Consider the following 20,935-nt stretch of genomic DNA (forward strand, 5'->3'; position numbering starts at 1 on the left):
CTTCTTCAGAGCCGCGGGGTGCGGCTGCGACCGGTGGGCCGGGTCGACGTGGTGGGTGCGGGTGCGGTGGTGTGCCGCGCAAGCAGCTCGGTGGCCAGCTCCCGGGCACGAGCGACGTGAGCTGACTCCTCCGTGAGCAGTCGGAGGAGCAGGTCGACCGAGGTGCGGCCGGCCAGGTCTTTGGGGATGTCGAGCGTGGTGAGCGAGGGTTGGACCATGGCGGACATCGGGATGTTGTCGATGCCGACGACGCTCATCTCGCCCGGGACGTCGACCCCCCTGTCGCGCAGCCCGTTGAGCAGGCCGAGGGCCACGAGGTCGTTGTAGGCGACCACGGCGCTGACCCCCGAGATCACCGCGCCCTCCGCCGCGTCGGTGCCGCCGTCGAAGGTGGGCGCGAAGTGGCCGAGCTCGACAAGCTCGACGCCGTTCTGGTTCGCCGCCACGCGCAGCCCGCGCACTCGCTCGCGGTTGGACCAGCTGCTTCGTGGACCGCCCACGTACCCGACCGAACGGTGTCCTTGCGCACTCAGGTGCTCGATGATCTGCCGCATTCCGCCGACGTTGTCCACCGACACGGAGGGGATCGACCTCTCCTTGCGGTTGACGAGCACGACGGGGGCCAGGGTGGCCGCCTCCCTCAGCTCCGCCGGCTTCATGCGGGGCGAGCACAGGATGATGCCGTCGACCTGCTTGGCCAGCACGCGCACGAGCCCCAGCTCGGTGGAGGCGTCCTCGTCCGAGTCCGCGACGAAGACCTGGTAGTCGGCTTGGTGCGCCGCCAGCTGGATCCCCTTGACGACCGACGGGAAGAAGGGGTTGGCCAGGTCCGGGAGGATGAGCCCGAGGTTGCCCGTTCGCCCTGTCGACAGGCCACGGGCGGCACGGTTGGGTCGGTAGCCCAAGTGCTCGGCCACGCGTGTGACACGTCGACGGGTCTCGGGATCCACCATGTCGGGGATCGACAGCGCCCGGGAGACCGTGGAGGCGGACACGCCTGCAGCCTTGGCGACGTCACGGATGGTGACAGCCACGGGCACTCCTCATCGTCGAGATCCAGTGATTGGGGAAGAGTTTGCAAACGGTTGCAGCAAATGTCAATAGTCATCTCGCGGTGATCTTGAGTCGACATCTCGGCGCTCATGACCCTTCGATCTGAGTGCAGTACAGGCGCGTTCAGTCCTTGATTCGCGACAGTGGGGTTTCGCAATCTCTTGCGACGTCGACCCGCGCATGCAACCCTTTGCAGAACCTCGACGGTCCATCGCCACGTCGAACGGCCTGCGCCCAAAGGAGCTCGATGACCACACCTCTGTCCCTCCATGACGACCGCGCGCTGCCGGTCGACCCCACGGTGCGCGCCATCGCCCGGACCATCTTCGCGGAGGTGCGTGACCTTCCGCTGGTGTGCATGCACGGGCACGTCGAGGCGCAGACGTTCGCCGACAACGCGGCGTTCGGCGATCCCGCCCAGCTGCTCATCACCCCCGACCACTACGTCACCAGAATGCTTGTGTCACAGGGCGTCCAGCTCGAGGAGCTCGGCGTTCCGCGCGCCGACGGTGGACCAGTGGAGAGGGACCCTCGCGCCATCTGGCGACGGTTCTGCGAAGGGTGGCACCTCTTCAGGGGCACGCCATCCCGCTACTGGCTCGAGCACGAGCTCGTCGACCTCTTCGGGGTCGAGGAGCAGCCCAGCGCCGAGAGCGCGGACCGGCTCTATGACCTCGTCAGCGCCCGGATCGCCGAGGACGACTTCCGGCCCCAGCAGCTGCTCGACCGCTTCAACATCGAGCTGATCTCGACGACCGACCCGGCCACCGCCGACCTCGCCGACCACCAGCGACTCACCGACGACGGCTTGGGGAAGCGCATCATCCCCACCCTGCGCCCCGACGCGGTCGTGCACCTCGACAGCCCCAGCTGGTTGGCAGACGTTGACCGGATGGGCGTGCTGGCCGGGGTCGACACCACGGACTACGACGGCTACCTCGCAGCGCTGCGAAAGCGTCGGGAGGCCTTCATCGCCGCTGGCGGACTCGCCACGGACCACGGTCACCTCACCACCGACAGCACCCCGCTCGACGCTGACGAGGCACGCGAGCTCTACCGTCGGGCGCGAGCCGGCGAGGTGAGCCCGGAGTCCACCGCTGCGTTTGCCGGACACATGCTGCACACCCTGGCCGGCATGGCCCGGGACGACGGGCTCGTGATGCAGCTGCACCCGGGGGTCTTCCGCAACCACCACTCCGCGACGTTCGGGGCGTCGGGTCCTGATCGCGGCTTCGACATCCCGGTCTCCACCGAGTTCACCCGCGGACTGAGGCCGCTCCTCGACGACTTCGGCCGGGACCCGGGCTTCCGGATGATCCTGTTCACCGTCGACGAGACCACCTACAGCCGCGAGCTCGCACCAATAGCGGGCGCCTACCCCTCCGTGCGACTCGGTGCTCCCTGGTGGTTCCTCGACAGCCCCGACGGCATGCGCCGCTTCCGGGAGCTGGCCACGGAGACGGCGGGCTTCCACAACACCTCGGGATTCGTCGATGACACCCGCGCCTTCGCGTCGATCCCGGCACGTCACGACCTGTCCCGGCGGATCGACGCCGGCTACCTCGCCCGGCTGGTCGCCGAGCACCGGCTCCCCGAGGACGAGGCGGTGGAGACAGCCATCGACCTCGCCCACCGTCTCCCCCGCATCGCCTACGCCCGACGCACGTGATCGTGGTCCCCACGCCATGCCCGCGGCATGACGAGGTCATGGGCCGGGCAGTTTGGGTCAGGGGCCGGTCGACAGCTCGAGCTGCCTCAGGTCGGACTCGACCTCGGGCGGCAGGAGGCGACGCCGCCTGAGGGCCATCCCACTGCGCAGGACTGCGTTCGCCACACCCTTGCGTCCCGCGGCACCCCGACGGCCCTCGTGCACCACGGTCCGGGCGACCTGTCGCCATGGACGCCTCATGACGGCGGTCAGGACAGCGTTGCGCGAACTCAGCACCTGGCGCCGCCGGCGGCTCCCCTCGTCCCGGTCGGCCGATGGATGGTGGTGTGCCACAACGGACTCCACATAGCACAGGCCGCCACCGAGGGCGGCGAGGTCAGCAGCCAGCCGCTGCTCCTCACCGAAGAAGAACACCGCAGGGTCGAAGCCGCCCGCTTCCAGGAACGCCGACGTGCGCACGACCGCCCCGCACGCGAGGAAGCCCAGGATCGACGGTCCGGGTAGGTCCGGCGCGCGCCGCAGTGGTGAGCGCGCCATCGCGGCGCAGGTCGGGTCGAGTGACTCCTCGTCCCCCACGAGGAGCCGGGCTGCCAGGAGCGCCATGCGCGGATGCTCCGCGAAGAGCCGTGCCGCACGGTCGAGGGCCCCTGGCTCCCACCAGGAGTCGTCGTCGGCGAAGGCCACCAGCGGCGTGCGGGCCCGCTCCACTCCGACGTTCCTGGCGACGGCCCCCAGGTTGCGACCCAGGGCCACCACCTCGACGTGCGGGAACTCACGGCGAACCCGCTCCGGCGTGCCGTCCTGGGAGCCGTTGTCCACCAGGATGACCGGAGCCCGGTGTCGCGGCAGGGACCGCTCCAGGTCGGGCCACCGGTTGCGGGTGGCGACCACGGTCGTGACAGCTGCCATGAGCGCGGCTCCTCAGCCCGCTCCGGTGGTCCAGTGGACCGCCTTGAGCAGGGTCATCTCCCCCAGCAGGTCGGGACCGTACCCTCGTCCTCGGCCACTGCCACGTCGAGGGTCGGCGGAGCCTCGTGGCGCCCCACCGAACACCGCGTTGACCTTGACCGTGCCGACGTCCAGCTCCTCGATCGCCTGCATCGCGTGGGCCGGGTCGGACGTCAGGACCGTGGCTGCGAGGCCGAAGCTGCCGGAGTCCGCCTCACGCAGACCGTCCTCCCACGAGGCGACCACCTGCACCGGTGCGACCGGTCCGAACGTCTCCTCCCTCATCACCTGCATCTCGGACGTGCACCCGGTGAGGACCGTCGGCGAGTACCACGGTCCCTGCAGGTCGAGCCGTCGACCGCCGACCAGGGCGCGAGCTCCCTGGTCCAGCGCCTCGCTCACGTGGGCCTCGACGACGTCGAGCTGGGCCTCGTCCACGAGTCGGCACAGCGTGGTGTCCGGCGATCGAGGATCCCCGGCGTGCCACCGCTTGGCCGTCCTTCCCAGCTCGTGCAGGACGTCGTCAGCCACGGAGGCGTGCAGGTACACCCGCTCCACCGAGGTGCACAGCTGACCGGCGTTCGTGAAGGCGCCGACCGCGATCTGCTCGGCGGCCCATCGGGCGTCGACGCCGTCGTCGACGACGAGCGCGTCCTTGCCACCGTTCTCGACGACCGCTCGCGCGCCCCTGTGGGCGCAACGCCGCAGGATCTCCTGACCCGTGGTCGTGCTGCCGATGTGGGCGACGAGCCGCACTCGGTCGTCACCGACGATGCCAGCGCCCACCTCACCGTCCCCGGCCACCACCGTCATCACCCCCTCGGGCATCGCCTCGGCGATCAGGCTCGCCAGCATCAGCCCCGGTGCGAGACTTCGCTCCGAAGGCTTGTGCACCACGGTGTTTCCCGTCACCAGTGCCGCAGCCACCAGCCCGGCCGCTGCCGGATAGGGGTCGTTCCACGGGGTGAGGACGGCGACGACGCCGTGCGGCTCGGCGCGGACCCAGTCAGCCGCTCCGGGACCCCCCGCGAGCACCCTGCCCGGGACGGCGAGCCCCGCAACCGCTGCTTCCTCGAGCAGATCGGCCGCCACCACTGCGGAGGCGCGCGCCTCCTGCAGGAGACGACCGGTGGTGTCACAGAGCAGGTCAGCGAGCTCGTCCGCGCGGTCGCGCACAGACGCCGCAGCCGACCGCAGAGCGTCCGCCCTTTCGGACGGCGCGGTGCGCCGCCACCGGGCGAACGCGATGTCCGCCGCCTCGGTGGCCTCACTCGGGGCCTGGGTCTGGGTCGGGGTCTGGTTGCGGATGCTCACCCTCGAACCCTGCCCCGAGCAAGCCCTGACAAACCGTCGACGACGCTGCAGGAGGCGGCCGGCAGGCCCGCCCTGCACGCGGTTCTGAATAGAAGCGCTTCTCGGGGGTAGTGCCCAGCCATGCGAGTTCTTGGTGTCAACGCGCTGTTCCACGACCCATCGGCTGCACTGGTCGTCGACGGGCAGGTCGTGGCCGCTGCCGAGGAGGAGCGGTTCAGCCGGCGCAAGCACGGCAAGCGTCCTGTCCCCTTCTCGGCGTGGGAGCTGCCCGAGCAGGCGATGCACTGGTGCCTCGCCGAGGCGGGTCTGGCACCACAGGACCTGGACGCCGTGGGCTACTCCTTCGACCCCGCCCTGGCCAAACCCGCCCTCGACATGGGTCTCGACGACCCGTGGGACCACGTCCGGCTCACGTACGCCCAGTCGGCTCCAAAGTTCCTCGCCACCGCCCTTCCGGGCCTGGACCCGGAGCAGGTTCGGTTCGTCCCCCACCACGTCGCCCACGCCGCGTCTGCGGGCCTCGCCGCTCCGGTCGCCGGTTCACGGGACTGCAGCGTGCTCGTGCTCGACGGACGAGGAGAGCAGGCGTCCCACCTTGCCGGGGCCTACCGCGGCGGGCGGCTCACCACGTTGGCGGCCCAGGCCCTTCCGGACTCCCTCGGTCTGTTGTACGAGTCGCTCACCGAGCATCTCGGCTTCCTGCGGTCCAGCGACGAGTTCAAGGTCATGGCTCTGGCGTCCTACGGCCGGCCGGTCCACGCGGACGAGCTCCGGGCCACGATCCACCCCACCGGAGACGGCGGCTTCGCGGCACCCATCCCCGACTGGTCACAGTTCGCTCCTCGACGCCACGGTGGGGAGACCGACTGGCCGTCCCAGTACGCGGATCTCGCGGCTTCGGTGCAGCTGGTGCTGGAGGACGTCCTGGTGGACCTCGCGCGCTGGCTGCACGCAGAGACAGGAGACCGCGTCCTGTCCATGGCTGGTGGCACCGCGCTCAACTGTGTTGCCAACAGCCGCATCTGGCGCGAGACGCCGTTCGAGGAGGTCTGGGTGCAGCCTGCGGCCGGTGACGCGGGCACCTCCTTGGGAGCAGCGCTCCAGCTGTGCGCCGACGGCGGTGAGCCGGCCGCGCCGATGAGGACAGCAGCTCTGGGCCGAGGGTGGTCGGATGACGAGCTCGCCGCCTGGCTGAGGGCGGCCGCCGTGCCCTTCACCACCCCGCACGACATCGCCGACGCCGCCGCCGAGGTGCTGGCCCGCGACGGGATCCTCGCGTGGTTGGACGGGCGCAGTGAGTTCGGCCCGCGCGCCCTGGGCCAGCGCTCACTCATGGCCCACCCGGGCCGGGCCGCGAACCTCGAGCGCCTCAACGACGTCAAGGGTCGCGAGCAGTTCCGCCCGGTGGCGCCGATGGTGCTGGCCGAGCGCGCCAGCGAGATCTTCGGAAACGGTCCGATTCCCAGTCCCTACATGCTCTTCGTCCACGACGTCGCGCAGGAGTGGCGCGACCGCATCCCCGCCGTCGTCCACGTCGACGGCACGGCCCGCATCCAGACCGTCGACGCCCAGACCCATCCCCGGGTCGCCGCGCTCCTGCGAGCCTTCGAGGCCCGCACCGGCCTGCCCGTCGTCGTGAACACCAGCCTCAACACAGCCGGGCGGCCGATGGTCGACGACCCGCGCGATGCGCTGGAGCTGTGCGGGTCGGCTCCCGTGGATGCGATGGTCATGGGACCGCACCTCGTGCGGCGCTCGGCCCTGTTCGGCGGTGACCGATGAGCCCTCGTGCACCCGAAGCCGGGTATGCCGTGGTCGTGCCGACCGTGGGGCGGCCGAGTCTCGCCGTGCTCCTGCGTTCACTGGCCGAGCAGAGCGGGCCGCTCCCCGAGCAGGTCGTCGTCGTGGACGACCGCCGGGCGCCGAACGACGAGCTGACGCTGCCCGAGGAGCTCGTGTCGCGTCTTCCTGTGCGGGTGGTGGCCAGCTGTGGTCGGGGTCCAGCAGCGGCGCGCAACCTCGGATGGCAGCTGACGACCGCACCGTGGGTGGTCCTCCTCGACGACGACGTCGTGCTGCCGGAGACGTGGGCCACCGCTCTGGAGGGCGACCTCGCCGTCGGCCCGGGCGTGGGCGGCAGCCAGGGGCGCCTGCAGGTTCCGCTGCCGACGACCCGGCGCCCGACCGACTGGGAGCGGTCGACAGCCGGCCTGGAACAGGCCCTGTGGGCGACCGCCGACATGGCCTACCGCCGTGAGGCACTGCTCGCGGTCCACGGGTTCGACGAGCGCTTCCCCAGGGCGTACCGGGAGGACGCCGACCTGGCACTGAGGGTGCGAGAGGCGGGATGGGAGCTCGTGCGCGGTGCTCGCTCGACCGTGCACCCCGTGCGACCGGCCCCGGGCGACGTGAGCCTGCGGGTCCAGCGGGGCAATACCGACGACGCCCTCATGCGACGGCTCCACGGCTCCCGCTGGAGGGAGCGTGCCGGCACGGGGCGGGGCCGTCTGCCATGGCACGTCGGCACCCTCGCGCTCGGCGTGGTCGGTCTACTCGGGGGCGCCGCCTCCGTCGGTGACTCCATCGCCCGACTCGTCCCAGCACGCGGCGGGGCGGCGCTGGCGGGCAGGGCCCGGGTGGTCGCGGTGACCGGACTGGTCGGCTGGTTGGGGCTGACGGCGGACTTCGCTGGTCGCCGCATCAGGCCCGGACCGGCCGACCCGCGGGAGATCGCCCGGATGTTGTGGACCAGCGTCGCGATCCCTCCTGCAGCTGTCGCCCACCGTGCTCGGGGTTGGTGGCTCCACCGCCGGGCAGAGCCGTGGCCGCCACGACCCAAGGCCGTCCTCTTCGACCGTGACGGCACCCTGGTCCACGACGTCCCCTACAACGGCGACCCGGGAAGGGTCGCTCCGATGACGGGGGCACGTGAGTCGCTGCAACGACTGCGTTCCCACGGCATTCGCGTGGCGGTCATCAGCAACCAGTCCGGGATCGCCCGGGGCCTCGTGACGCCGGCACAGGTCGCAGCGGTCAACAGAGAGGTCGAGCAGCGGATCGGTGCCGTCGACTCCTGGCACGTCTGCCCGCACGGGCCCGAGGACGGGTGCAGCTGCCGGAAGCCGCAGCCTGGTCTCGTCCGGGCAGCGGCCCGTGCGCTGCGTGTGCGTCCCGAGGACTGTCTCGTCATCGGGGACATCGGCGCAGACCTGGTGGCCGCTCGGTCAGCGGGCGCGCGCTCCGTCCTCGTCCCCACACCGGCGACCCGGGCGGAGGAGGTTCACGCTGCACCACAGGTCGCGCCGGACCTGCCGTCAGCCATCGACCTGGTCCTGGGTGAGCGACAGGCGGTGCGGCCATGAGCAGCACGACGAGGCGACGGGTTCTCGCCGTCCGCCTGGACTCCGACGGCGACGTCCTGCTGACGGGACCTGCGCTTCGAGCGCTGGCTGCGGGCAGCAGCGCCGTGGACCTCCTCGTCTCGCCCTCCGGTGCGGCCGCGGCACGGTTGCTGCCCGGGATCGCTGACCTGCACGTCCTGGCTGCCCCATGGAGCGGCAACCCGGCACCGCCGGTCGACGCGCTGGCCCTCGCCGAAGTCCTCCAGAGCCTCACCGATCGGGAGTACGACGACGCCGTGATCTTCACGTCGTACCACCAGAGCTCCCTGCCCGCCGCTCTCCTGGCGCGTCTTGCCGGTGTGCGACAGGTCTGCGCGTTCAGCGAGGAGCACCCCGGTTCGCTGCTCGACGTGCGGGCCCGCCGGGTCCCCGGTCGTGACGACGACGGTGGTCCCGCGGGCGGGCACGAGGTGGAGGCTGCCCTCCGGTTGGCCGCCGCTGCGGGCTTCCACCTGCCGGCCGACGACGACCGACGGCTGCGAATCCGACCGGTCGCTGCCTACCGGCTGCCATCAGCACATCCCTATGTCGTCATCCATCCCCTCGCGAGTGTGGCGAGCCGGTCCATCGACCTCGCGCACGCAGCCGAGATCACGATGGCACTGCGAGAGGTCGGCTGGGAGGTCGTCGTGACGGGCACACGTGCACAGGCGCACGCCGGCCGTGCCCTGTCCGCAGCCGGGGCACACGACCTCATGGGGACCACCACGTTCGCCCGGCTCGCCGGAGTGCTCGCCGGCGCCTCCTGCGTGGTCGTCGGCAACACCGGCCCGGCGCACCTGGCCGCCGCCGTGGGCACACCTGTGGTGAGCCTCTTCTCGCCGGTGGTCCCCGTCGAGCGGTGGCGACCGTGGGGCGTCCCCCACGTCGTGCTGGGGGACCGGGCTGCGGCATGCCGTGGCACCCGGGCGACTGCATGCCCCGTCCCGGGCCACCCGTGCCTCAACGGTGTCGACCCGACAGTGGTGACGGGCGCGGTCGGCCAGCTGGCCGGCATACCCAGGGCGGTTGCTGCTGACGGGACGGCAAGGGGAGGTGTGGGATGAAGGTGCTCCTGTGGCACGTCCACGGCTCCTGGACGACGAGCTTCGTCGCGGGCGAGCACCAGTACGTGCTGCCCGTCAACGACGAGCGCGACGCGGACGGGCGCGGACGGGCGCAGTCCTGGGACTGGCCTGCGTCGGCGCGCGAGGTGGCCCTGTCGCGACTCGGTGACGAGGACATCGACGTCGTGGTCCTCCAACGGCCCCACGAGTCGCGGCTCCTCCGTGAGCTCACCGGCCTCCGGGTCGGGGTCGACGTCGCAGCGGTCTACGTCGAGCACAACGCGCCCACCGGCCACGCCGTGTCGACCCGGCACCCCGTGGCCGACTGCGAGGAGCTCGTCGGCCTGAGCGTCGTCCACGTCACCCGGTTCAACGCGATGGCGTGGGACTGCGGAGCCGCGCGCACCACGGTCGTGGAACACGGCATACCGGACCCGGGTGCGCACTACACCGGAGAGGACCCGAGCGCCGCCGTGGTGGTCAACGAGCCGGTCCGACGCTGGCGGGTGGCCGGCACCGACCTGGTGATCGACCTGGCCCGGCGTGTGCCGGTGCACGTCTACGGCATCGACACGGCGCTTCTCCAGGCCGCGAGCAGGGAGGTCGGCGGGCCCGACCTGACCGGGCGCCTGCACGACCTGCCGCAGTCGGAGCTGCACCGTGCCCTCGGCCATCACCGCCTGTACTTCCACCCCTACCGGTGGACCAGCCTGGGGCTGTCACTGCTCGAGGCGATGACTCTCGGGATGCCGGTGCTGGCGTTGTCCACGACCGAGGCGCCCTATGCCGTGCCGGCATCCGCGGGCCTGGTGAGCAACGACCTCGGCGAGCTGCGGCAGGCCGCGATGCGGTGGCTGGCAGACCCAGCCGGTGCGCGCGAGTGCGGCGTCGCCGCGAGAGAGCACGCTCTTGCCCACTACGGGCTCCCCCGGTTCCTGACCGACTGGGACAGCATCCTCAAGGAGGTAGCACGGTGAAGATCGCGATGATCTCGGAGCACGCCAGTCCACTGGCCGTCCTGGGCGGTGTGGATGCCGGCGGGCAGAACGTCCACGTCGACGCCCTGGCCCGCGGGCTCGCCCGTCGGGGCCACGTCGTCGAGGTGTTCACGAGACGGGACGACCTCCACCAGCCGGAGTGCGTGCCGCTCGCGCCGGGCGTCACGGTCGTCCACGTGCCGGTCGGCCCGGCGAGAGCCGTGCCCAAGGACGACCTGTACCCCCTGATGGACCAGTTCGCTGACTGGGTCCAGGACCACTGGAGCCGGCATGGTGACCCCGACGTGGTGCACGCGCACTTCTGGATGTCCGGACTCGCTGCCGTCCGCGCAGGACGGGCTCGAGGCGTGCCCGTGGTGCAGACCTTCCATGCCCTCGGCAGCGTCAAGCGGCGCTTCCAGGGTGCCGCCGACACCAGTCCCCCGGAGCGGCTCGCCCGCGAGCACGAGCTCGCCGCCGAGGTGGACGTGGTGGTGGCGACGTGTGCCGACGAGGTGGCCGAGCTCGCGCGCACCGGCGTCGACACGGCGCACGTGCGAGTGGTGCCGTGCGGCGTCGACACCACCCACTTCACCCCGGTGCCGGCGGCGGACGAGGCGGGGGCCGGCCCGGCGCAGCGGGCTCCCGGTCGCCAGCGACTGCTCCTCGTCGGCCGCATGGTGGAGCGCAAGGGCTTCGACGTGGCGATCCGGGCTCTGGCGGATCTCCCCGAGTCCGTCGAGCTGGTCATCGCCGGCGGTCCGGCCGCCGACCAGCTCGACGCGGAGCCGGAGGTCATGCGCCTGCGACGGGTGGCCCGTGAGGTGGGGGTCTTCGACAGGGTGAGGATGCTGGGCCAGCTCACCCACTCCGAGATGCCGTCGCTCTACCGCTCGGCCGACGTCGTCCTGGCCACGCCATGGTACGAACCCTTCGGCATCACCCCGCTCGAGGCAGCCGCCTGCGGTCGACCGGTCGTCGGCAGTGCTGTGGGAGGTCTGCTCGACAGCGTTGTCGACGGGGAGACCGGCCGGCTCGTGCCGCCGCGCGACCCGCTGGCCCTGGCCCGTGCCGTGGAGGACCTGCTGGCCGACCCTGCGACCTCTGAACGCTGGGGCACGGCCGCTCGCGCGCGCGCGGTCACGCTCTATGACTGGAGCATCGTGACGGAGAGGACCGAGCAGGCGCTGGTCGAGGCGGTGAGCCGACACGCGTCGACGGTGGGAGCCGCTCTCGCAAGGAGCGCCGCGGACGAAGACGCAACGCTGAGCTGGCTGCAGGACCACGCGGCCGAGGTCGAGGAGGGGGCCGCCTCGCTCATGGAGCAGTACGCCCTCATCCGCCAGTGGGGTGAGCAGCTGGCCACGTCGCTCGTCGGTGGCGCCCGGCTGCTCGCGGCCGGGAACGGCGGGAGCGCGGCCGAGGCCCAGCACCTGACGGCCGAGCTCGTCGGCCGCTTCCGTGGGGAGCGCCGGCCGCTGTCGGCGATCTCGCTGTGTGCCGAGAGCTCGAGCGTGACGGCGATCCTCAACGACTACGGTCCCGACGAGGTCTTCGCCCGACAGGTGGAGGCGCACGGCCGGGCGGGCGACATCCTGGTCCTGCTGTCCACGAGCGGCACGAGCAGCAACATCGTGCACGCCGCCAAGCGCGGACGCGAGCTGGGCCTGCAGGTGTGGGCGCTGACGGGGCCCGGGCCGAACCCCCTGGCGGCGCTCTCGGACCACGCTCTCACCATCTCGGCGGGGTCGACGGCGGCGGTGCAGGAGCTGCACCTCACGGCCGTCCACGCGATGTGCGCGGCACTCGACCACACCCTGCGTCGGCGCGGCGAGCTGCTCGTGCGGTCACACGCGGCGGTCAGCGCATGAGGGCGCGGCGCCGCACGGTCGTCGTGGTCGGTGACGTCGTCCTCGACCGTGACCTCGTGGGCCGGGTCGAGAGGGTGTGCCCCGACGCCCCCGTGCCGGTGGTGGACGTCGTCGCCGAGTCCTACGGTCCGGGCGCAGCGGCACTCACGGCGTTGCTGTGCGCGGGACCGGGCGTCGAGGTGACCCTGGTGGCCCCGGTGGGACGGGACTCCGCTGGCGCACTGGTTCGAGAGTCGCTGGAGCGTGGTGCCGTCCGCCTCGTGGCGCTGCAGCAGTCCGGGCCGACACGTCGCAAGACCAGGGTGCGCAGCCAGGGGCAGTCACTGCTGAGGATCGACGACGGGGGCCCGAGCGCTCCGGACGGGCCCCTCCCCCGTGAGGCTGCACGTGCCCTCGAGGAGGCCGACGTGGTCGTCGTCTCCTGCTACGGGGCAGGCACGAGCAGTCTCCCCGAGCTGCGAGAACTGCTGGCGCAGCGGGCAACCCGTGGCCCGGTGGTCTGGGACCCCCACCCGCGCGGCGCCGACCCCGTCCCCGGATGCACCCTGGTGACACCGAACCTCGCCGAGGCGCACGCTGCTTCCGGTATGCCGGGTGCTCACGGCGACGACCTGGCCCGCCATCTCGTCTCGGCCTGGTCCGCGCGCGGAGTCTGTGTGACGGCGGGTCGATCCGGCGCGTGGTTGGCGACGAGCACCGGTGAGCCGGTGCACTTCCCGACCACCGCAGTCCCGGGTGACAGCTGTGGCGCCGGGGACGCGTTCGTCGCCGCCGCGGCGACGGCCATGGCACGAGGGTGCACCACGAGCGAGTCCGTTGCCCATGCCGTGTCGGCGGCGCGCGAGTGGGTCGTCGGCGGTGGCACCTCCGGCTACCGGGATCGCGCGGCCGGTGCAGGAGCGGCCACGGGCGCGGCCGCGGGCGCGGCCGCGGCTGGCCGCATGGTGGCTGCCGGCCCGGAGAAGCCTTCTGCACTGGACGTGGCCCGACGGGTGGCGGCTCAGTCCGGCACCCTCGTGGCGACCGGCGGGTGCTTCGACATCCTCCACGCTGGCCACATCGCCTCGCTCGAGGCCGCTCGCGGGCTCGGGGACGCCCTCGTGGTGCTCCTCAACTCTGACGAGTCCGTGCGCAGGCTCAAGGGAGCCGGGCGCCCCGCGCAGAACGCAGCCGACCGGGCCCGGGTGCTCCTGGGTCTGTCGTGCGTCGACGCGGTCATGACCTTCGGCGAGCAGGGTCCGGACGCGGCCCTCGAGGTGCTGCGTCCGGACGTGTGGGTCAAGGGGGGCGACTACGAGGGCACGGAGCTGCCCGAGGCGGCACTCGTGCGCAGCTGGGGTGGACGGGTCGTCCTCATTCCCTACCAGCCGGGCTACTCGACCACGGCGATCCTGGCCGACACGGCGGACACGGACGGCACGTCCAACCGGGTCGGCGTGGGCGCCGAGCCGTGAGCCGCCGTCACCCCTGCCCGCTGCCGTCCCGAGAACGCATCACCGAAGGAGAGTCATGACCTACGACAACCGTCCCCGCGAGCTTGGCGTCACCTATGTCACGGGAGGCTCCAGTGGTCTCGGTGCGGCCCTCGTCGACGCCGTCGCCAAGGCCGGTGGCGTGCCCGCCGTGATCGATCGCGTGCCGCCACCGGACCCGAGCACGCCCCACACCGTCGTCGACCTGGCCGACAGCCAGGCTGCCGCGGCGGCCGTGTCCGAGCTCGTCTCCACGGTGGGGCCTCCCCAGGCGCTCGTCACGGCGGCCGGAACCGACGCCTGTGGTCCGCTGGACCAGGTGTCGGTGGCCGACTGGGAGAACGTGGTACGCGTCAACCTGCTGGGCACGGTCTCGGTGGTCCGGGCGTGCCTGCCGCACCTCGTGGCGGTCCACGGCACCGTGGTGACCGTCGCCTCGACCCTCGGCCTGCGTCCGGCCGGTGACGCCACGGCATACTGCGCCTCGAAGTTCGGCGTCGTCGGGTTCACGAGGGCTCTCGCCATGGAGCTGGCGGGCCGGGTGGGTGTCACGCTGCTCGTGCCGGGAGGCATGCGCACGCGGTTCTTCGACGGACGCACCGAGCAGTACCGGCCGGGTCCCGACGCCGACCTCAGCGATCCGGCCGACGTCGCCAACGCCGTCATCACTGCCCTGTGCAGCCCTCGCGGCGTCGAGCTGCGCGAGCTCGTCGTGGCCACCTCGACGGAGCCCTCCTGGCCGTGAGCGCACCCACCATCCTCGTGCTGCGCGCCCTCGGGCTGGGGGACCTCCTCACCGGGGTGCCGGCGCTCCGGGGGCTGCGTCGCGGCCATCCCGGAGCGAAGCTCGTCCTCGCTGCACCTGCGCCGCTGGCCTCATGGCTCCAGGGTCTGGGGATCGTGGACGAGGTGCTGGCGACCCGGGGGTTGGCCCCCCTCTCATGGCCGGGCGACGCACCGGACGTCGCGGTGAACCTGCACGGTTCCGGCCCCCAGAGCCATGCCGTGCTCCGGGACGTGGAGCCCGGTCGCCTTCTCGCCTTTGCCGAACCCCACGCCCGACCCGAGGAGGGCCGGCAGGCTCCGCCGTGGCCGGCGGACGTCCACGAGGTGGAGCGCTGGTGCTCGCTCGTGCGGCGAGACGGTGGCCCCTGTGACGCCGAGGACCTCAGACTTCCCACGGCCGGGCCGCGCCGGTCGCACGTGGTCCTGCACCCCGGGGCGGCCTCGGGCGCGCGTCGCTGGCCGGTCGCACGGTGGCGTGCGGTCGCCGCCTCGTTGTCATCGGCCGGGCACCGTGTGGTGGTCACCGGCACGTCCGGTGAGTCGGGCCTGTGCTCCACCGTGGCGGCGGCGCAACCCCAGGTCATCGACGCCTGCGGACGCCTTGAACTGCCCGAGCTCTCACAGCTGGTCGCCACCGCCGCTCTCGTCGTCAGCGGCGACACCGGAGTGGCCCACCTCGCCACCGCCCACGGCACGCCGTCGGTCGTGCTCTTCGGTCCCACGCCACCCGCGTTGTGGGGGCCGGCCATCGACCACGAACGCCACATCGTGATCTGGCACCCCAGCAATGGTGATCCGAGGGGCGACCCGCACGGCACGGACCTCGACCTGCGCCTGGCCCGCGTGCAGGTGGATGAGGTCGTGGATGCCGCGAGCCTGCTGCTCAGCCGGCCTCGAGCTCAACCTGCCTGAACCAGGCGACCGTCCGGTCCAGCCCCTCATGCCAGGACATCCGGGGCTGCCAGCCCAGGACCTCACGGGCCAGCGTCGTGTCCGGCCGTCGCACCTGCGGGTCGTCCACGGGGAGATCGACGAACGTGAGCTGCGAGCTCGAGCCGGTGGCGGTGATGACGTCCTCGGCGATGGACCGCACGGACATCTCATCCGGGTTGCCGAGGTTCATCGGGCCAGGGTGATTCGAGCCGGCAAAGGCCACGATCCCGGCGACGAGGTCGTCGACGTGGCAGACGGAGCGGGTCTGCGTGCCGTTGCCGGCCACCGTGAGCGGCTCCCCGAGCAGCGCTTGGCGGATGAACGTCGGGATGGCGCGGCCGTCGTGCGGTCGCATCCGTGGCCCATAGGTGTTGAAGATCCGCACGATCGCGGCGTCGACGCCCTCGCTGTTGCGGTATGCCGTCACCATCGCTTCGCCGTAGCGCTTGCCCTCGTCGTAGACCCCCCGTGGACCCACGGGGTTGACGTGACCCCAGTAGCTCTCGGGCTGCGGGTGGACCTGGGGGTCGCCATAGACCTCGGACGTCGAGGCGAGCACCAACCGTGCCCCCTTCTCCTTCGCCAGACCGAGGGCGTGCCAGGTGCCGATGGCACCCACCTTGAGGGTGTCGATGGGGAAGCGCAGGTAGTCCGAGGGCGATGCCGGTGAAGCGAAGTGCAGGACGAGGTCGACACTTCCGGGCACGTGGACGAACTCGGTGATGTCGCAGTGCACCAGGCGGAAGGAACGGTCTGTGCGCAGGTGGGCCACGTTGGCCGGCGACCCGGTGAGGAAGTTGTCCAGGCAGAGCACCTCGGCGCCCTCTGCCAGCATGGCCTCGCACAGGTGACTGCCGAGGAAGCCGGCGCCGCCGGTGACTACTACACGCACGTGACCGTCTCCTTGAGGGAATCATCGCTCTGCCCATGCCGCGTTGCTGGATCGGTACCCCCGCTCCTTCCCCCTAAACCACCGGCCTGGAAGCCACGTGCGCCAGGGCGGTTCCGAACTCGACAGCACAGGCATCCCGACCCCGCTGCCGGCCACTGGGTAATGTCAGGTGATGGAGCACGACCAGCCCGGCAACGACCGACACGAGACCGCCACCGAGCGCCTCGACCGCAACTGGGACGAGCTCCTGCAGGAGCTGCGGGTGACCCAGACCGGCGTCCAGCTCCTCGCCGGCTTCCTGTTGACCCTGCCCTTCCAGCAGCGCTTCGGCGAGATCACCCAGCAGCAGCGGGTCGCCTACCTCATCGCCCTCGGGTCGGCGATCGTCGCGACAACCCTGCTGGTCGCGCCGGTGAGTGCCCACCGGTTGCTCTTCCGCCGGCACGCCAAGGCGCAGCTGGTGGGGCTGGCGGACCTCTCCGCCCGAGCGGGCCTGGCCACCCTTGCGGTCAGCGTCGCGTCGGCGACGTTCCTGATCTTCGACGTCGTCCTGGGACGCGGAGCCGCAGTGACCGCTGCGGTCGTCGCGGTGGTCATCTTCACGGCGAACTGGCTGGTGGTCCCGCTCGTCGTCCGGGCGCACCTGGGTCGCGAGGCAGCACCGCCGAGATAGCCCACGAAGTCAGGCCCTTGGTCCCTGTGAGCGAGGCATCCGCAGCGCCACAGTGGTGTTGTCAGCCAATCCGCTGGCCACACCAAGGAGGCACTTCGATGAGCACCATCACCCACCCCCGACCCACCGCCGGAGCCACCCCGGCCACCCCCGTGGCCACGGACACGACCGGCAACAAGGTCTTCCGCTACGCGGCCGGCGCAACGCGCCTCGCGCTGGGCTGGATCTTCCTCTGGGCGTTCCTCGACAAGCTGTTCGCCCTGGGCTTCTCCACCGGCCGCGACCCCAAGACCGGTGTCGTCGACACCTTCGGCCCCCAGGCCTGGATCCACGACGGCTCCCCCACCCTGGGCTTCCTCAAGTTCGGGACCAAGGGCCCCCTCGCGGAGTTCTACCAAGGCTTCGCCGGGGCGTCGTGGGCCAACTGGCTCTTCATGCTCGGCCTCGCGGCCATCGGCACCGCCCTCATGCTCGGCGTGGCCACCCGCCTCGCGACCGGAGCCGGCGTCCTCATGCTCGTCATGATGTGGAGCGCGGTCCTGGCCCCCGAGAACAACCCCTTCATGGACGACCACATCGTCTACGCCCTGGTCCTGGTCATGCTGGCCGCAGTGGGCGCCGGCCGGTTCCTCGGTCTCGGCGGATGGTGGGAGCGTCTCACCATCGTCCAGCAGCACCCCATCCTCAAGTAGTCCTCACACCAGAGCGGCCTGCACCTTCCTCGGGAGGAGCGGGCCGCTTCGTCGTGTCCTCGAGTCAGGACCTTTGGCCCTCCCCGGTCGCCGGCCCAAGAAGCAGCATGGGGACATGGAAACGACAACATCGCACCCGTCCCCGGCCGCAGCCACGCAGGAGGGGACACGGGAGTGCTCGCACCAGGAGGCGTGGGAGCTGTTGCGCGGGGGGATCATCGGCCGTCTGGCCGTGATCCTCGAGGGAGCGCCGGACATCTTCCCCGTCAACTACGTCGTCGACCACGGGACGGTCGTCATCCGCACCAACGGCGGCACCAAGCACCAGGCGGCTCGCAACCAGGTCGTGGCCTTCGAGGTGGACGGCTACGACGTCGACGCCGGCGAGGCCTGGAGCGCCGTGCTCAAGGGCCGGGTGACCGAGATCCGGGGCGTCGACGAGGTCATCGAGGTGATGGCCCTGCCGCTCGACCCCTGGCAGGGCGGGGCCAAGCCGCACTTCCTGCGGATCACCCCCGGCACGCTCACCGCGCGGCGGTTCCGCGTCCGCGGAGGCGCGCGTCGTCCGTGACGACCTCCGACTCGCTCTCCCGCGCCCTGCGGGGTCTGGCTGCACGGCGCGACCGACCGCTGCGCGTCGTGGCGAGCGGCAACGCCGCGGTCCCCTGGGCCCTGCTCGAGCTCCTCGACGCCTCCGTGTCCCGCTACGAGCTGTTCATCCTCAACGCTCCACACGGCATACCCTTCCGTCCCGGAGTGGCGCACGTGACGCCGTTCGTCGGACCGGGGATGCGAGCCACGCCGGGACTGTCGTACCTTCCGGCACGCCTGTCGCACGTCCCGCACATGTTCACCACCCACTTCGTGCCGGACGTCGTCCTCGTCACGACCTCCGAGAAGGTTGGCGACCGATGGTCCCTGGGTGCGGAGGTCAACATCCTGCCCGCCGCGATCGCCTCCTGCCAGGCTGCTGACGGACTGGTGCTGGCCGAGTCGCGAGCCGACGTCCCATACACCTACGGGGATGGCGACCTGCTCCCCGAGGACCTCGACGGTGTCCTCGTCGCACCTCCCCACCACGGGCGGCACACCCATGCGGCCCTGCCCCCGACCGCGGAGGTCGGGCGCATCGGTGACCTCGTCGCCGCTCGGGTCCCTTCGGGCGCCACCCTGCAGCTGGGCATCGGTGCCATTCCCGACGCGGTGGTGCCGCACCTGACCCAGCGGCGCCGGCTCGGGCTGTGGAGCGAGATGATCGCCGACGGGATCCTCAGCCTGCACGAGGCCGGGGCGCTCGACCGCAACCGCGAGCTGGTGGCTTCCTTCGCCGTCGGTCGACCGGCTCTCATGTCCTGGCTGCACCTCAACCCACAGGTGCGGATGCTGCGCACGGAGACCGTGAACAACCCCGGCCGGATCGCCGCCAACCCCCGGATGACGAGCGTCAACACCGCTCTGACGGTGGACCTGTTCGACCAGGCCAACGGCAGCCACGTCGGCTCGCGCCTGCACTCCGGTCTCGGCGGTCAGTGCGACTTCGTCGTCGGTGCCATGGACTCCGCTGGCGGCCAGGCCATCATGGCGCTGCGCTCGTGGCACCCCAAGGCAGACGTGTCGACGATCGTGGGTCTGCTCGAGGGCCCGGTCACGTCGTTCCAGCACAGTGCGGTCGTCACCGAGCACGGAACCGCCGAGATCATCGGATGGGACTCACGGTCCCAGGCGAGGCACCTCATCGAGACCGCCGCCCATCCGTCGGTGCGTCGAGACCTCTGGGAGGACGCCACGGAGCTGGGGCTGGCCTGAGTGCAGGCACGATCGGACGTTCACAACCCTGTATGCCGGGTGCTTGCCGGAGCAGCATGGGTGCAGCAGACGAGATGAAGGGCTGGAGAAGCATGTTGGTGGTTGAGGTCATGACGGCGCCCGCAGTGAGCGTGCGTGCGGAGGCACCGGTCGAGGATGCGGTGGCCCTGCTCGGTGCACGACGGATCAGCGCCGTGCCGGTCGTCGATGCGGATGAACGCGTCATCGGGATCCTGTCGGAGGCCGACGTGCTGCGGCAGCCCCTGCAGGGTGACCCGCGAGCGCAGCTGCGCCCCACGGTGATCGTGGACGCACCGCAGCGCAGGGTGCGGGACGCGATGTCCCCGGACCCGACCTGCACGTCCCCACACGCGGACTGCGCCGAGGTGGCACGCACGATGGTCGCGGCCGGCTGGAAGAGCCTGCCCGTCGTCGACGACGGCGGCCGACTGGTGGGAGTGGTCAGCCGCAGTGACATCATCCGCTCGATGACACACACCGACCAGGACCTGCAGGAGGCCGTTGCACACGCGTTCGCGCAGGCCGGGCACCCGGAGTGGACCGCCAGCGTGAGCTCGGGCCACGTCACCATCGCCGCTGCGGAGGGGCCGGTTGACGCGGCCGTTGCCGTCGCAGCAACGGTCGAGGGTGTGAGGGGCGTGCGGGTCGGACGCTGAGTCGTCCTCGGGCCGGTTGCCGGGCTGGTGAGGTGCTGCCTGCCAGGACCGACGTCAGGTGCCGCTGCGGTCCTGCCGGGGCGTGGTGGTCGCGACATAGACAGCCGCCTGGGTGCGCCGCTCCATGCCCATCTTCGCCAGCACCGAGGTCACGTAGTTCTTGACGGTCTTCTCGGCCAGGAACATGGACTCGCCGATCTGCCGGTTCGTCAGGCCCTCGGCGATGTGCGTGAGGATCCGCCGCTCCTGCGGTGAGAGCTGGGCCAGTCGGGGGTCGTCGTCGGAGTGCCCCCAGTCGGCGCGCAACCTCGACACGACCTCGGCGTCGAGGAGGCTCTCGCCGGCCGCGACCCGCCGGATGGAGTTGACGAGGTCGGTGCCCCGGACATCCTTGAGGAGGTATCCGGCCGCCCCGGCCATGACGGCCGCCCTCAGGGCGTCATCGTCGTCGTAGGACGTGAGGATGAGGCCGGCGATCGACGGGTCGACGGAGCGGACGTCGCGACAGACGTCGATTCCTGAGCCATCGGGCAGGCGCGCGTCGAGGACCATGACGTCCGGGCGCAGGGCGGGGATCCGCCTCGTGGCCTCACCAGCCGTGCCCGACTCCCCCACCACCTCGATGTCGCTCTCCAGCTCGAGCAGCTCGCGCAGCCCTCGCCGCACCACCTCGTGGTCGTCCAACAGGTAGACCCGAACCATGGGACCCTCGCTCTCGTCGTCCA

General features: G+C 71.5%; 19 protein-coding genes. 14 read left to right on the top strand and 5 right to left on the bottom strand.

Features of this window, described 5'->3' with window-relative positions:
- Positions 1-5: 5 nt before the first annotated feature.
- The gene (locus ASG74_RS13570; protein ID WP_056144506.1) at positions 6-1,034 is read right to left on the bottom strand and encodes a LacI family DNA-binding transcriptional regulator; all 1,029 of its coding nucleotides are present in this window, start codon (positions 1,032-1,034) and stop codon (positions 6-8) included.
- Positions 1,035-1,300: 266 nt separating this feature from the next.
- On the opposite strand from ASG74_RS13570, the gene uxaC reads away from it, so the two are divergent.
- The gene (uxaC, locus tag ASG74_RS13575) at positions 1,301-2,722 is read left to right on the top strand and encodes a glucuronate isomerase (RefSeq protein ID WP_056144509.1); all 1,422 of its coding nucleotides are present in this window, start codon (positions 1,301-1,303) and stop codon (positions 2,720-2,722) included.
- Positions 2,723-2,779: 57 nt separating this feature from the next.
- On the opposite strand, the gene ASG74_RS13580 is transcribed toward uxaC, so the two are convergent.
- Both ASG74_RS13580 and ASG74_RS13585 read right to left on the bottom strand, forming a co-directional pair.
- Positions 2,780-3,631: a glycosyltransferase family 2 protein gene (locus tag ASG74_RS13580; protein WP_056144513.1), complete on the bottom strand. Its 852-nt coding sequence runs from the start codon at positions 3,629-3,631 to the stop codon at positions 2,780-2,782.
- A gap of 12 nt (positions 3,632-3,643) precedes the next feature.
- A complete protein-coding gene (locus ASG74_RS13585) occupies positions 3,644-4,984 on the bottom strand; it encodes an aldehyde dehydrogenase family protein (RefSeq protein WP_200942613.1) in 1,341 nt (446 codons plus the stop codon).
- A 120-nt stretch (positions 4,985-5,104) separates the two neighbouring features.
- On the opposite strand from ASG74_RS13585, the gene ASG74_RS13590 reads away from it, so the two are divergent.
- The 8 genes from ASG74_RS13590 to ASG74_RS13625 are packed head-to-tail and all read left to right on the top strand — an operon-like array spanning position 5,105 to position 15,449.
- Complete coding sequence (locus ASG74_RS13590; RefSeq protein WP_056144516.1) at positions 5,105-6,766, top strand: carbamoyltransferase family protein; 1,662 nt, start codon at positions 5,105-5,107, stop codon at positions 6,764-6,766.
- Positions 6,763-8,346 carry an HAD-IIIA family hydrolase gene (locus tag ASG74_RS17900; protein ID WP_056144517.1) on the top strand — a complete coding sequence of 528 codons (1,584 nt, stop codon included), beginning with the start codon at positions 6,763-6,765 and terminating at the stop codon, positions 8,344-8,346. Before ASG74_RS13590 ends, ASG74_RS17900 begins: the two co-directional genes overlap by 4 nt.
- On the top strand, positions 8,343-9,431 hold the full coding sequence (locus tag ASG74_RS13600) for a glycosyltransferase family 9 protein (RefSeq protein ID WP_056144520.1): 1,089 nt from the start codon (positions 8,343-8,345) through the stop codon (positions 9,429-9,431). The genes ASG74_RS17900 and ASG74_RS13600 overlap by 4 nt, the downstream gene beginning before the upstream one ends.
- Positions 9,428-10,408: a glycosyltransferase gene (locus tag ASG74_RS13605; protein ID WP_056144523.1), complete on the top strand. Its 981-nt coding sequence runs from the start codon at positions 9,428-9,430 to the stop codon at positions 10,406-10,408. Before ASG74_RS13600 ends, ASG74_RS13605 begins: the two co-directional genes overlap by 4 nt.
- Positions 10,405-12,279, top strand: coding sequence for a glycosyltransferase (locus ASG74_RS17905; protein WP_156465398.1), 1,875 nt, complete (start codon positions 10,405-10,407; stop codon positions 12,277-12,279). Before ASG74_RS13605 ends, ASG74_RS17905 begins: the two co-directional genes overlap by 4 nt.
- On the top strand, positions 12,276-13,733 hold the full coding sequence (locus ASG74_RS13615) for a PfkB family carbohydrate kinase (protein ID WP_056144527.1): 1,458 nt from the start codon (positions 12,276-12,278) through the stop codon (positions 13,731-13,733). Before ASG74_RS17905 ends, ASG74_RS13615 begins: the two co-directional genes overlap by 4 nt.
- Before the next feature lie 55 nt (positions 13,734-13,788).
- Entirely contained in the window at positions 13,789-14,496 is a 708-nt protein-coding gene (locus ASG74_RS13620) for an SDR family oxidoreductase (protein ID WP_056144530.1), read from the top strand.
- Entirely contained in the window at positions 14,493-15,449 is a 957-nt protein-coding gene (locus ASG74_RS13625) for a glycosyltransferase family 9 protein (RefSeq protein ID WP_056144532.1), read from the top strand. Before ASG74_RS13620 ends, ASG74_RS13625 begins: the two co-directional genes overlap by 4 nt.
- Here the strand turns inward: ASG74_RS13625 and ASG74_RS13630 are convergent.
- On the bottom strand, positions 15,421-16,362 hold the full coding sequence (locus tag ASG74_RS13630; protein WP_056144535.1) for a UDP-glucuronic acid decarboxylase family protein: 942 nt from the start codon (positions 16,360-16,362) through the stop codon (positions 15,421-15,423). The two genes, ASG74_RS13625 and ASG74_RS13630, sit on opposite strands and share 29 nt — an antisense overlap.
- 172 nt (positions 16,363-16,534) lie before the next feature.
- On the opposite strand from ASG74_RS13630, the gene ASG74_RS13635 reads away from it, so the two are divergent.
- The 5 genes from ASG74_RS13635 (at position 16,535) to ASG74_RS13655 (ending at position 20,210) form a co-directional block, all read left to right on the top strand.
- Positions 16,535-17,035 carry a DUF6328 family protein gene (locus ASG74_RS13635; protein WP_056144538.1) on the top strand — a complete coding sequence of 167 codons (501 nt, stop codon included), beginning with the start codon at positions 16,535-16,537 and terminating at the stop codon, positions 17,033-17,035.
- Positions 17,036-17,133: 98 nt separating this feature from the next.
- Positions 17,134-17,727 (top strand): DoxX family protein, encoded by a 594-nt coding sequence (locus ASG74_RS13640; RefSeq protein WP_056144541.1) that lies wholly within the window; start codon positions 17,134-17,136, stop codon positions 17,725-17,727.
- A 115-nt stretch (positions 17,728-17,842) separates the two neighbouring features.
- Complete coding sequence (locus tag ASG74_RS13645) at positions 17,843-18,298, top strand: pyridoxamine 5'-phosphate oxidase family protein (RefSeq protein WP_082569768.1); 456 nt, start codon at positions 17,843-17,845, stop codon at positions 18,296-18,298.
- Positions 18,295-19,533, top strand: coding sequence for an acetyl-CoA hydrolase/transferase C-terminal domain-containing protein (locus ASG74_RS13650; protein WP_082569744.1), 1,239 nt, complete (start codon positions 18,295-18,297; stop codon positions 19,531-19,533). The genes ASG74_RS13645 and ASG74_RS13650 overlap by 4 nt, the downstream gene beginning before the upstream one ends.
- A gap of 92 nt (positions 19,534-19,625) precedes the next feature.
- Entirely contained in the window at positions 19,626-20,210 is a 585-nt protein-coding gene (locus ASG74_RS13655) for a CBS domain-containing protein (protein ID WP_056144544.1), read from the top strand.
- Between the two features lie 54 nt (positions 20,211-20,264).
- On the opposite strand, the gene ASG74_RS13660 is transcribed toward ASG74_RS13655, so the two are convergent.
- Positions 20,265-20,912 (bottom strand): response regulator, encoded by a 648-nt coding sequence (locus tag ASG74_RS13660; protein ID WP_056144546.1) that lies wholly within the window; start codon positions 20,910-20,912, stop codon positions 20,265-20,267.
- Positions 20,913-20,935 lie beyond the last annotated feature (23 nt).

This window comes from Knoellia sp. Soil729 (genome assembly GCF_001427985.1).
In the GTDB taxonomy this organism is placed as follows: Bacteria; Actinomycetota; Actinomycetes; order Actinomycetales; family Dermatophilaceae; genus Knoellia.

What these genes read in the sequence shown, in the direction of transcription:
- uxaC (WP_056144509.1), top strand. Translation starts at nt 1,301, where the DNA reads ATGACCACACCTCTGTCCCTCCATGACGACCGCGCGCTGCCGGTCGAC.
- ASG74_RS13580 (WP_056144513.1), bottom strand. Translation starts at nt 3,631, where the DNA reads ATGGCAGCTGTCACGACCGTGGTCGCCACCCGCAACCGGTGGCCCGAC.
- ASG74_RS13590 (WP_056144516.1), top strand. Translation starts at nt 5,105, where the DNA reads ATGCGAGTTCTTGGTGTCAACGCGCTGTTCCACGACCCATCGGCTGCA.
- ASG74_RS17900 (WP_056144517.1), top strand. Translation starts at nt 6,763, where the DNA reads ATGAGCCCTCGTGCACCCGAAGCCGGGTATGCCGTGGTCGTGCCGACC.
- ASG74_RS13600 (WP_056144520.1), top strand. Translation starts at nt 8,343, where the DNA reads ATGAGCAGCACGACGAGGCGACGGGTTCTCGCCGTCCGCCTGGACTCC.
- ASG74_RS13605 (WP_056144523.1), top strand. Translation starts at nt 9,428, where the DNA reads ATGAAGGTGCTCCTGTGGCACGTCCACGGCTCCTGGACGACGAGCTTC.
- ASG74_RS13615 (WP_056144527.1), top strand. Translation starts at nt 12,276, where the DNA reads ATGAGGGCGCGGCGCCGCACGGTCGTCGTGGTCGGTGACGTCGTCCTC.
- ASG74_RS13620 (WP_056144530.1), top strand. Translation starts at nt 13,789, where the DNA reads ATGACCTACGACAACCGTCCCCGCGAGCTTGGCGTCACCTATGTCACG.
- ASG74_RS13635 (WP_056144538.1), top strand. Translation starts at nt 16,535, where the DNA reads ATGGAGCACGACCAGCCCGGCAACGACCGACACGAGACCGCCACCGAG.
- ASG74_RS13640 (WP_056144541.1), top strand. Translation starts at nt 17,134, where the DNA reads ATGAGCACCATCACCCACCCCCGACCCACCGCCGGAGCCACCCCGGCC.
- ASG74_RS13645 (WP_082569768.1), top strand. Translation starts at nt 17,843, where the DNA reads ATGGAAACGACAACATCGCACCCGTCCCCGGCCGCAGCCACGCAGGAG.
- ASG74_RS13655 (WP_056144544.1), top strand. Translation starts at nt 19,626, where the DNA reads ATGTTGGTGGTTGAGGTCATGACGGCGCCCGCAGTGAGCGTGCGTGCG.
- ASG74_RS13660 (WP_056144546.1), bottom strand. Translation starts at nt 20,912, where the DNA reads ATGGTTCGGGTCTACCTGTTGGACGACCACGAGGTGGTGCGGCGAGGG.